This window comes from Mucilaginibacter sp. (assembly GCF_039935595.1).
Classification (GTDB): Bacteria; Bacteroidota; Bacteroidia; order Sphingobacteriales; family Sphingobacteriaceae; genus Mucilaginibacter.
The window spans coordinates 1-12,031 of sequence record NZ_JBDTJZ010000009.1 but is presented as its reverse complement, the minus strand read 5'-3'; the positions used below and the strand labels follow the sequence as shown (position 1 = coordinate 12,031).

General features: G+C 39.1%; 11 protein-coding genes. 4 read left to right on the top strand and 7 right to left on the bottom strand.

What is annotated here, in order from left to right; translation table 11 throughout:
* Positions 1–2,478: PAS domain-containing hybrid sensor histidine kinase/response regulator (locus ABI367_RS00465; protein WP_462230135.1), on the top strand; the 2,478-nt coding region annotated here is incomplete at its 5' end.
* A 71-nt stretch (positions 2,479–2,549) separates the two neighbouring features.
* Here the strand turns inward: ABI367_RS00465 and ABI367_RS00460 are convergent.
* The gene (locus ABI367_RS00460; RefSeq protein WP_462230133.1) at positions 2,550–3,797 is read right to left on the bottom strand and encodes an ABC transporter permease; all 1,248 of its coding nucleotides are present in this window, start codon (positions 3,795–3,797) and stop codon (positions 2,550–2,552) included.
* A 224-nt stretch (positions 3,798–4,021) separates the two neighbouring features.
* On the opposite strand from ABI367_RS00460, the gene queA reads away from it, so the two are divergent.
* Positions 4,022–5,071, top strand: coding sequence for a tRNA preQ1(34) S-adenosylmethionine ribosyltransferase-isomerase QueA (queA, locus tag ABI367_RS00455; RefSeq protein WP_462230131.1), 1,050 nt, complete (start codon positions 4,022–4,024; stop codon positions 5,069–5,071).
* Positions 5,072–5,178: 107 nt separating this feature from the next.
* On the top strand, positions 5,179–5,877 hold the full coding sequence (locus ABI367_RS00450) for a 2-C-methyl-D-erythritol 4-phosphate cytidylyltransferase (protein WP_462230129.1): 699 nt from the start codon (positions 5,179–5,181) through the stop codon (positions 5,875–5,877).
* A 2-nt stretch (positions 5,878–5,879) separates the two neighbouring features.
* On the opposite strand, the gene ABI367_RS00445 is transcribed toward ABI367_RS00450, so the two are convergent.
* Genes ABI367_RS00445 through ABI367_RS00420 form a run of 6 tightly spaced genes read right to left on the bottom strand, consistent with a single transcriptional unit; the run spans position 5,880 to position 10,842 of the window.
* Positions 5,880–6,359 (bottom strand): SixA phosphatase family protein, encoded by a 480-nt coding sequence (locus ABI367_RS00445; protein WP_462230127.1) that lies wholly within the window; start codon positions 6,357–6,359, stop codon positions 5,880–5,882.
* A gap of 42 nt (positions 6,360–6,401) precedes the next feature.
* Positions 6,402–7,430: a glycosyltransferase family 9 protein gene (locus ABI367_RS00440; protein WP_462230125.1), complete on the bottom strand. Its 1,029-nt coding sequence runs from the start codon at positions 7,428–7,430 to the stop codon at positions 6,402–6,404.
* Complete coding sequence (locus ABI367_RS00435) at positions 7,430–8,044, bottom strand: DUF4254 domain-containing protein (protein ID WP_462230123.1); 615 nt, start codon at positions 8,042–8,044, stop codon at positions 7,430–7,432. Before ABI367_RS00435 ends, ABI367_RS00440 begins: the two co-directional genes overlap by 1 nt.
* Before the next feature lie 23 nt (positions 8,045–8,067).
* Positions 8,068–8,574: a D-glycero-beta-D-manno-heptose 1-phosphate adenylyltransferase gene (gene rfaE2, locus ABI367_RS00430; protein WP_462230121.1), complete on the bottom strand. Its 507-nt coding sequence runs from the start codon at positions 8,572–8,574 to the stop codon at positions 8,068–8,070.
* Positions 8,571–9,128 (bottom strand): D-sedoheptulose 7-phosphate isomerase, encoded by a 558-nt coding sequence (gene gmhA, locus ABI367_RS00425; RefSeq protein ID WP_462230119.1) that lies wholly within the window; start codon positions 9,126–9,128, stop codon positions 8,571–8,573. Before gmhA ends, rfaE2 begins: the two co-directional genes overlap by 4 nt.
* A 28-nt stretch (positions 9,129–9,156) precedes the next feature.
* Positions 9,157–10,842 carry a helix-hairpin-helix domain-containing protein gene (locus ABI367_RS00420; protein ID WP_462230117.1) on the bottom strand — a complete coding sequence of 562 codons (1,686 nt, stop codon included), beginning with the start codon at positions 10,840–10,842 and terminating at the stop codon, positions 9,157–9,159.
* Positions 10,843–10,951: 109 nt separating this feature from the next.
* On the opposite strand from ABI367_RS00420, the gene ABI367_RS00415 reads away from it, so the two are divergent.
* A complete protein-coding gene (locus tag ABI367_RS00415; RefSeq protein WP_462230115.1) occupies positions 10,952–11,701 on the top strand; it encodes a DUF72 domain-containing protein in 750 nt (249 codons plus the stop codon).
* Positions 11,702–12,031: the final 330 nt, after the last annotated feature.

Here is a 12,031-nt window from a genome sequence, read left to right as displayed (position 1 = left end):
AATGCGATTGATTATGTAATTAACCACCATAAGCCTACTTCCGTTGAATATCAATCTGATTTCGGCACCGGTAAATGGTATATAGCCAAGTTTACCCCGGTTTTTGATCGCGATGGTAATTATTTGTCGCTTATATCTGCTTCGATAACTGATATATCCGAACAAAAAAAATATGCCGACGCTTTAAAACAAAATGAACTACTATTAATTGAAGCGCAGCGTATTACTAAAACCGGTAACTGGTGGTATGATTTTAAAACAGACGAAAGCTATTGGTCAGCCAGTTTGTTTCCAATTTTAGGGATCGACAAGCTACCTTCCGGTACAAAAAAAGCCGAGTTTTACTACAGCCTGATACATCCTGATGACCGTGCAGGTTATGATCAATATTTTGCGATTATCACCACTACAGTTATTAAACAACACGAACACCGTTTAATTACCCCCGACGGCAGTTTAAAATACATAAAGATCATAACCGGCGAGTTAATAACTGATAATGACGGCAAGGTTTCTCGCATACATGGCATTATACAAGACATTACCGAAACCAAGCTGGCAGAAAAGGCAGTAAAAATAGGTCGTACGGAATTAATAGAGGCCCAAACTATTGCCAAAATTGGTAATTGGAACTGGGATACTTCGTTAAAAATAGTTAAATGGTCTGACGAGATAGCCCATATAGCGAAGATTGACCAGCACGTGGCCGGCGAATTCGGCGTTATAAAACTGCTTTTAAAACACACTCACAAGCATGATAAATTTATACTGCAACACTTTTTAAAAAGTGTAAACACCGTAAGCAATTATACCTGTGTATTCCGCATTGTTACTGCTGATGGTAAAATAAAATACCTAAGTATTATTGTTGGCAAGATTATTACGCGCGAAGACGGCACATTACGCAAAATTGTAGGCACTTTACAAGATATTACCGACCGCAAGCAAGCCGAAATTGATTTCAAGCGGTCTGAAAGTAAATATAAACTGGTATTAGAAACCATAAAATTGGCTGCCTTATCGTTAGACCAACAAGGCGTAGTTACTTTTTGCAACCCCTACCTTGCCAATTTGCTAGGGTATGACCAAAGCTATATTGTAGGTAAAAAATGGATAGACTTTATACCCGAAGATTCAAGACAGGTAATTATTAATTGGTTTTCTGATAATTCACTTAAACCGCAATTTACTAATGCTGTTATTTGCAACAATGGCGAACAGCGTATTATAAGCTGGCAAAATACGGTTAGTTATGACGAATATGGATTAATAAAAGAAACCACCAGTATTGGCGAAGACGTTACTGACCAGCAAAAAGCTACCGAGGCATTGATATACGCCAAAGAAATGGCCGAAAAAGCCTCAGAATTCAAATCGGAGTTTTTGTCGATAATGAGCCATGAAATACGCACACCAATGAATGCGGTTATTGGCACTACCAATTTATTGTTAAGCGAGGACCCTAAGCCCGAGCAGCAGGAATATTTAAACATTCTTAAATTTTCGGGCGAGAACCTGTTGGGTATTATTAATGATATTTTAGATTACAATAAAATTGAAGCGGGCAAACTAGAGTTAAATGACATATTGTTTAACGTGCATCATTTGGCGCAAAAAATAAGAAAATCATTTACCCCAAAAGCTATAGAAAAACAGTTGGAGATAACGCTTATTATTGATGAGCGTGTACCTGAATTTATTTTAGGCGACCAAATGCGTTTAAGCCAGATATTAAATAACCTGATAGGCAATGCGGTAAAATTTACGCATAAGGGCACCATAACTTTCCGCATGGATATGGAATCGTACGATACCACTCAGGTTACTATTAAGTTTACCATAGCTGATACTGGGATAGGTATAGCCGAGAAAAACCTGAATATGATATTCGATCCTTTTATGCAGGAAACACAATTTATAAATAGTAACACCGGCGGCACGGGTTTGGGTCTGGCTATTACCAAACGACTTATAGGGCTGCATAAAAGCAATATTGATGTTTATAGCGAATTGGATAAAGGCACCCGGTTTACTTTTGCAATATCATATATGCTACCGCAGGAGAGCGATTTATTGCCGCCGGCAAAAGATACTGCCATGCTTAATTTATACGGCATGAACATACTTATTGTTGATGATAATAAAATGAACTTGTTTATAGCTACCAAGTTTTTAAAGAAATGGCAAGCCAATGTTGACGAAGCGCTTGATGGGCAGATAGCTGTGAATATGGTAAACTCAAAGCTATACGATGTAGTAATTATGGACCTGCAGATGCCGGTAATGGATGGTTTTGAGGCTACTAAGATAATTAAACAAACCCACCCCGATTTACCTATTATAGCGCTTACTGCTGATGCCATGCCCGAAACCTATAACAAGGCCCTGGCTACCGGCATGAGCGATTATTTAACAAAGCCTTTTGTACCAGCTATGTTTTTTGAAAAAATATCAAAATTCTACAAGGTGAATGGATAGTGGTCAGTAGGCAGTTTGCAGCGGGCAATTAACCGTGGGTAGTTTCTTACCTATCTACTGCTAACTGCCCGCTAATTAGACCTGATAGCTTCAACAGGGTCAAGCCGGGATGCGGAATAAGCCGGTATTATACCCGAAATGATGCCAATTAATACTGATGTGCCAATGCCTATAATTATATTTTTAAGGTAAAGCACAATGCTTATATCGGCAACCCACTTAACTACAAAGGTGCCGCCATATACGGTAAGCAAACCTATTAAGCCGCCAAGCAGGCAAAGTATAATAGATTCAATTAAAAACTGTAACAATATGAAGTAGTTTTTGGCTCCTAATGATTTTTGAATACCTATAATATTGGTACGCTCTTTTACCGATACAAACATAATATTAGCAATACCAAAGCCACCTACCAAAATAGAGAACATGCCAATAATAAAACCTGCGATATTCACCACTTTAAATAAAATATCCAATTGATTGGATAACATCGTGATCTTGTTAAGCGAAAAACTATCATCCTGACCTGGGCTTAAACTGCGTATGGAACGCATAATACCCCTCAATTCGCCCTCTACTTCATCAACAGGGATGCCGTCTTTACCCCTAACTACAATAGAGGGGCTGTATTTTTGATTTTGCACATCAACAACGCTGCGGGCAAAGTTTAACGGCACCAATACCTGTTTATCATTAGATATGCCCAGCATATCTTGTCCCTCTTTGGCAAATGCACCAATAATGGTTACATATTTACCCATTACTTTTATTTGCTTGCCAACAGGATCGCTATTGGGGAACAAGTTATCTGCAATATCATTGCCAATAATGGCTACCGGCGCACCTGTTCGCGATTCAATATCAGTAAAATACCTGCCACCCGCAAAATCAAAGTTCCAGGTTTTATCATGATCCTGAGTAACGGCACTAATTTGTGCGCCATCAACGGTATTGCTCTTATATTTTATGGTTCGGTTATCAATACTGATCTCGTAAGTAAGGGCCTGCGCGGTTTGACTGCGGCGCTGCAGTTCGCGAAAGTCGCGCAAATTAGGTACAGGGCGCTGCATATATTTCCACCAAGGGAAACCATCGTCGGCTACCCATGGCCACTTTTCAATATAAACGCTGTTATTGCCCAGCTTATTTACGCTTTTTTGCAAGTTATCGCGCAGGGTATCAACAGCCGAAAATACCGCTATAATCGTAAAAATGCCAATGGTAACGCCTAATAAGGAAAGCATGGTTCGCAGTTTATTTTGCCTTAAAGCATCGTAAGCAAACAAAAAGCTCTCTCTGAATAGTTTTAAAAATATCATATATGGTTAATTTAACCGGATTTTTTATAGATTTTAACGGATGGTAAACTTATTTATTAAAACATTGTTATAATTTAGACACCTCGCATGGCGTTAAGTTACACTATTTTTTAGTTTAAGTAAATCATTGAACATTAAATGTATCAGCTTAGTCAAATAATATAATAGGCGCAAACAATAAATATATTTGTACATTTGCGCCCTGAAAATTCATATAGAATAACATGAAATTATCTCAATTCAAATTCAATTTACCCGAGTCATTAATTGCACATTCCCCATCCGAAATACGCGACGAATCGCGTTTAATGGTTTTACACCGCGATTCGGGAAAAATTGAACATAAAGTTTTTAAAGATGTACTGGATTATTTTGACGATCAGGATGTAATGATCTTGAACAATACCAAAGTATTCCCTGCGCGGATGTATGGCAATAAGGAAAAAACCGGTGCCACTATTGAAGTATTTTTATTGAGAGAACTGAACAAGGAACTACGTTTATGGGACGTTTTGGTTGACCCAGCGCGTAAAATAAGGGTAGGTAATAAACTATATTTTGGTGATGACGACCTATTGATAGCCGAAGTTGTTGATAATACCACTTCGCGTGGTCGTACCATACGCTTTTTGTTTGACGGTACCGACGAAGAGTTTCGCCGTAACGTAGAGATATTAGGCGAAACACCATTGCCTAAATATATAAAGCGTAAAGCTACTGAAGAAGATAAAGAGCGTTACCAAACCATATTTGCAAAACATGAAGGTGCTGTTGCCGCCCCAACGGCCGGGCTGCACTTTAGCCGCGAACTGATGAAACGCCTTGAACTTAAAGGCGTTGATTTTGCAGAAGTTACCCTGCACGTGGGTTTAGGTACCTTTCGTCAGGTTGAGGTTGAGGACCTTACCAAACATAAAATGGACTCTGAACAGTTTATTATTGAGCAAAAACAAGCTGATATTGTAAACCGTGGCATTGAAAGAAAAAAACGTATATGTGCTGTAGGTACTACATCAATGCGTGCTATTGAGTCGGCAGTATCGGCAAATAAATCATTGAAAGCCGCTAACGACTGGACCAGTAAATTTATTTTCCCGCCATATGAGTTTAGTATAGCCAACTCCATGATAACCAACTTTCACACACCCGAATCAACTTTATTGATGATGATAGCGGCTTTTGGTGGTTATGATTATGTGATGCATGCTTACGAAGTGGCTATAAAAGAAAAATATCGCTTTTACAGCTATGGCGACGCCATGTTAATCATCTAATTTAGATATGAGATTTGAGATATTAGATGTGAGATTGGGAACGGTCTCACATTTTTATTTTTGATAATATTTGATAAACTACTTCACATTTGTTTAAAGAAACCGACATGTCTCAAATCTCAAATCTCAAATCTCAAATCTATTTTACAATAATAGTTGCCGGTGGTTCGGGCAGTAGGATGCAATCTGCCGTTCCTAAGCAGTTTTTGCTATTAAATGGGTTACCGGTGTTAATGCATACCATACTGGCTTTTCACAACTCCACCTCAAAACCTCATATTATACTGGTTATCCCTGCTGATGCGCATACCTATTGGAAAGAGTTATGCATGCAATATAGCTTTACAATACCCCATCAATTAGTTAGCGGTGGCAAAACCCGCTTCCATTCAGTGCAAAATGGGTTAGCTGTAATTACAAATACTGATGCCCTTATTGCAGTGCATGATGCGGTGAGACCGTTAACAAATGCTGATATTATTGACGCTTCATACAAACAAGCTGCTAAAAAAGGGAATGCAGTTACTGCTGTTAAAAGCCGCGATTCCATACGGCAGGTTAGAGATGGCATATCCACCAGTTTATTGCGCGATGAGATTTATTTAGTACAAACGCCGCAAACTTTTCAATTTTCCCAGCTAAAAAAAGCGTATGAGCAGCCTTATAACCCAGGTTTTACAGATGACGCCAGCGTTGTTGAAGCAACTGGCGAGCCCATACATATTTTAGAAGGCAGCTATCAGAATATCAAAATAACTTTTCCGGAGGATATTGCGATAGCAGAATTATTACTGAAACAAGGTTAGTGTTAATTGTTTTTGGGATAATCATAATAAACCAGGTGCCCTGTACCAAAGCTTACTTCTGCCCAGTTATCCGTATCAAAAGTTATCAGCATTACTGCACAGGTAGGTACTTCAAGTATTTGCCCTGCAAGGTAATACAGCAACTCGCTTATACCGGGATTATGCCCAACAATACCTATAAAATCGTGCTCGTTAGGTAAACTATTAATTACATTAACCAATATTTTCTCGCTAGCCTCATAAATATCCATATTGATTTGCGCCTGCGAAAGATTTAAATGTTGCGAAAAAATATTAGCAGTAGCTAAGGTGCGCAGTGCCGGGCTTGAAATAAGTATTTGTGGTATGTCGCCGGTTTCCTTTAAACGTGTGGCCATATTGGCTGCGTCATGCAAACCACGGTCAAGAAGAGGGCGTTCAAAATCCTTAAAATCTGCCTCGTGTGTGGCCTTGGCGTGTCGTATCAGCAGTAATTTTTTCATAGCTATGAATTTAATAATTAACAGCTATATTATAAGTTAGTTTTATATAAACTTTAAAAGGCTGTTTACTACTGTTTGGGGGGCTATATTATACATACAGGCATAGTCCTTTCTGAAACAAGGCTTATTACCGAATACAGAGCATGGGCGGCACTCAATATCATCAGCCACAATATCATTTTCTGATTGGCCATAACCTAAAAAACCCGCGTAATGATGGGTTGCTCCCCATATAGAAACAACTGGAGTACCTTTAAGCGATGCCAAATGCATCCCTGCCGAATCCATGCTTAGCATAACGTTTAACTGGCTTATTAAAGCCAACTCCTGCCGCATATTCAATTTACGGATAACAGATATTACATTAGAAAACTTAGCCTCCCACGCGGCGCAAACTTCCTGCTCAAACGGCGATCCACCAAATAAAAAAACTTTAACATTTTTAGTACTCAATGCCTCAATAACCTTTTCCATTTTTTCAATTGGATAAGTTTTGCCTTTGTATTGGGCAAAAGGTGTTATGCCTATCCAGGGCTGGTTTTTCACATCGGTAAGTTTGGTTATATCGTCAGTTAGCGACTGTGGTTGTTTAACTAACTGATAGTCCAGGTTAACGGTCAAACCCAACGCTCTGAAAACATCTGCATAACGCTCAACTGTGCGTTTTAATGGCTTTAACACCTTATTAGGAAAGCGGGTTAATAGTTTTTTTTCGGCTTTGCCTTTGTCAATGACTATAAAAGGCATTCCGTAAAACCTGAACATATTTCTTAGAATCCTTGTGCGTAGGCTGTTGTGTAAATCTGCAACACCATCGTATCTTCCATTAACCCGAATATGTGTATAGAATTTCACTAAACCCAACATACCTTTATACTCGTTAGTTACGTCAGCAGCAAAAAAGGTTAGTCGTGATATATCTGCAAAAAATTCAGCAAAAGCGGGTCTGGAAACATAAGTGATAATAACATCCGGATTTTGTGCTAAAACAGCCTTAACAACGGGCACCGTCATGGCTACATCGCCCATTGACGAAAAACGCATAACCAACAGGTGCTTTGCGCCGTCCATTATTTTTTATTGTATAAAACCGGGTTAAGTTCCGGGTCGTTATACATTTTCATCTGGCGGTAAACTTTCATGTATTTATCGCCGTTGGCAATATCCTCCAACAACTCATCAATAGCTAATGATAGATCGGTTTGTTGTTGAAGCAATATGCCCAGTTTATTATTGCATTTTTCCAGTTGGGTAGCATCAGTATCAGTACGCAAGGTTTCCTCGCGCATATGGTATATTTTAAGCACAAGGATAGAGAGGCGGTCAATCGCCCATGCCGGACTTTCGGTATTTATTTTAGCCCCCGGTTTGGGCTGAATGGCTTTATATTGATCAAAAAAATACGTATCAATCTCTTCTACAATATCGGTGCGATCCTGGTTTGATTTATCTATATGGCGTTTCCATTGCAGTGCCTCGGCCGGATCAATAGCGGGATTACGTATCTCATCCTCCATGTGCCATTGTGCTGTATCTATCCAGCATTTGGCATATAATACATTTTCAATTGAGCCAGGTATAAAAGGATTTGGGCAAACTTTATGAATATCATTATACTGATGATAATCAGTAACAGCCTGTTCAAATATCTGGATACATTGCTTGCTAAACATATAGGGAATCATTGAAAATAAAGCGTCAAAGATACTTATTTGCCCGCTTTGTCTTTTATCTTTTGAATAATTGCGGTAGATGAATGACCCTCTACCAGTTGGATGGTTTTTACTTCGCCACCATTGGCTAAAACCTCTTTTGCGCCGGCAATATTATCTATAGCATAATCGGCACCCTTCACTAAAATATCAGGCAGTAAATAGCCTATTAATTGTTGCGGGGTATCCTCTTCAAACACCACCACAGCATCAACAAAAAATAGTGCAGCCAATAACATAGCGCGGCTATCCTGGCTATTAACCGGACGGTCATCGCCTTTAAGGCGTTTAACCGAGCTATCGGCATTTAAGCCGATTATCAATTTATCGCCAAGTTCAGCAGCTTTGACCATATAGGTTATATGACCTATATGTAATAAATCAAACACACCATTGGTAAAAACTACTTTTTTACCATCAGCCTGCCAGCCTGCTACTTTGGTTTTAAGTGACCGCAGATCAGTGATTTTATCTAAGAGCGATTGTTCCAGTCCGTTTCTCATTCAAATAAATTATCAACGGCAGTACATAAAATATGACCAATAAGAATATGCATCTCCTGTATTCGCGCTGTCATGTCTGACGGTACAATAATTTCAACATCGCAAAGCCCCTTCATTTTACCGCCGTCCCTGCCGGTGAGGGCAAGCGTTTTGCAATCATGATTTTTTGCTGAAGTAATTGCATTTAAAATGCCCTGGCTGTTACCGCTGGTTGATATGCCTATAAACAAATCGCCGGGTTGAGCCAAAGCTTCTAATTGGCGCGAGAATACAAAATCGTACCCATAATCGTTAGCTATGGATGTTATGGCAGATGTATCAGTAGTCAGCGCAATACCGGGCAGTGCCCTGCGGTCCTTCACAAAGCGGCCACTTAACTCGGCGGCAATATGTTGTGCATCAGCAGCACTGCCACCGTTGCCTGCCAGCAAAACTTTGTTTCCGTTTTTTATAGTGTCGACAATTAGCGCACAGCCTGCCTCAATATCGGGTACCAGTGTATCAATTACCTTTTGTATTGTATTTTGATGATCTTGAAGTTGTTCAATAACCATGTTAAGCAATTTTATTAATTTAATGTATTTAACCGGCTACCTTAATTTTTTTGGCTTCAAAAACCGATTTAATTTCCTGCAATGATAAGGCATTTAAACATCTTTCTTTATATAAACCTCCTTTTCGGGCTACTAATACGCCATAAAGCATATCCATAAAGCCTTCTATACGGTGCGCGTCGGGATTAATGGATAGCCATACACCTTTATCCAAAGCATATTGGTGCCAGCGCCAGTCAAGGTCTAACCGCAGCGGGTTGGCATTTATTTCAATTACTACATTATTTGCCGCACAGGCGTCAATTACCTTTTTATGATCAATACTATAGCCATTGCGGCTTAAAAGCAACCTGCCTGTAGGGTGGCCCAGAATGGTAGTGTACGGATTTTCTATAGCCTTTATCAAACGCGTGGTAGCCTTATCAATATCCATTTTTAAATTGGAGTGTACCGAGGCTACTATAAAATCAAACCGCTGTAATATCTCTTCAGGATAGTCCAGTGAACCATCATTTAAAATATCTGATTCTATCCCTTTAAAAATATGGAAATCGCTTGTTTTTTTATTCAGATGGTCTATTTCTTCCTGCTGCTGCAAAACCCGCTCAATACTAAGGCCCTTAGCATAAAAGGCGCTCTTGCTATGGTCGCACATGCCCAGGTACTCCAATTTTAACTCATCGCGACAATAAAGCGCCATTTCTTCAATAGTATTAACCCCATCGCTCCAGGTACTGTGGTTATGTAGCGTACCTTTCAGGTCGTGGTAACTTATCAATTGCGGCAACTCATTTTTTTTCGCTTTTTCAACAAAAGCATCACCTTCACGTAATTCGGGCTGCATAAATTGAAGCCCGGCTTTTACATATACCAGTTCCTCGCTTTCGGGTTGATCTATTCCGTCATTAATAAGTGCTAAAACAGTTTCAACATGCTCAGATGTACCGGTACGTAAAAAAAGTTCCTTATAGAAATACCCTTTTTCTATACAATATATACTCACTTTTAAGCCGTTTGCCATTTCACCGGTAACATAGTTACCATCAAGCACTATATTATTAAAAAAATCTGATTCTAAAAGAGTACTAATTGCTACGTCGGTATCACGGCTACCCAGTATTATAACCAGTTCGGTAATTATCTCGCATTTGCGCCTAAACTCTCCGCCAAACTCAACCAGTCCGTCTACAAATACCGATCGTAAAGATTCCAGAAGGTTGCAACATTCCTGTTCAATATGCGCATACAAAAATTTACCGTGACTGGCCATAGTAAACTCAATCGCCTTTTTTATCTCTTCCTGTGTTTTTAAACCAAAACCCTTTGCTTCAATAAGCCGGTTCTCATTGCAGGCATAATATAATTCGCCAATTGTTTCAATGCCCAGGTCATGCCATATAATAGCCACTTTTTTTCCGCCAATACCTTTTATGCCCATCATTTCAACAACACCCTCGGGAGTTGCAGCCAAAAGGTCCTGTAATTCAGTCATTGTACCTGTTTGCACCAGTTCGGTAATTTTAGCGGCAACACTTTTGCCTACGCCATCTATTTTTTCCATTTCCTCAGCGCTTTTTTCGGCTATACGAAAAGGCAATTTATCTACCTTAAACGCAGCGTTGGCTATTGACTTTATTTTAAAAGGATTTTGCTCATGCAGTTCCATGAGTTGCGACAGCAGGCGAAGCGTGCGGGCTATTGGCTTATTTTCCATAACGTGATTAACCCTATAAAAATACAAAAGGTTTTTAAGTAGAAAGTATAACAGCAACATAATGCTGTAGCAATTGTTAACAAACTATTATTATATAAGCCTCTTAATAATGAGTTATAAAAATAATATTTATACAGGCACCAGTAATATTGTACTCCCCGTATCTAATAAACAACATTTCCCGCCCGATTATCAAACCAAAAGCAGGTTATGCTATTATGCATCTTTATTTAACAGCCTTGAAGTAAACAGCACCTTTTATAAAGTACCCAAGCCATCAACCATACAAAAATGGGCAGCTGATGTGCCCGATGATTTCAAATTCACCTTTAAGCTTTGGCGGCAAATAACACATAACAAAGAGTTGGCTTTTAACTTTAGCGACCTTGAACGCTTTATACATACCATAAATAGCATCGGAGATAAAAAGGGTTGTTTGCTGATACAATTTCCGCCCAGTCTGCAGGTAAACACAAAACAATTAAACTTACTCTTATTAGCTATAATTGCTGTTGACAATGCCCGAGAATGGAGGGTGGCTATTGAATTTCGCAATTGTACATGGTATCGGGAAGATATTTACAAATTGCTGGAAAACTATCAAATGGCTATGGTAATACATGATATGCCCACCTCAGCAACTCCTTTTATAGAGAGCGGTGTACCTTTTGTTTTCCTGCGCTTTCACGGGCCCAACGGTGGTTATCGCGGCAGTTATACAGACGATGTTTTGGCAGAATATGCAAGCTATATTAATGAATGGCAAGAAGCGGGGAAAAACATATATGCTTATTTTAATAATACCATGGGCAACGCCTTTCAAAATGTGATAACTCTCGACCAGTTTATAGCGATATAAATCACTGCCTGTGTAATATAATTCTATCGCCACTATAGTTTTCCTAAAAAACATGCCGGGTTCGTCGAAAGAAAACAACCGTTTGTAGTGATGTACAAGGTGTGTGTCTATTACACCAATATTAGCGTTAACAAATTGTAATTCACGTAGTCATAAGGGTGTAAATAACAACAAGACATAAACAAAACATAAAATATTAAAGATATGAAAACTACAATATTAACCCTTATCGCAGCTGCAACATTAACATTAAGCACCAGCGCTTTCGCATCAACAACCGGCGACGGAACCACTACCTTACCTAACATTACCCCGATAGCCAAAATTGAG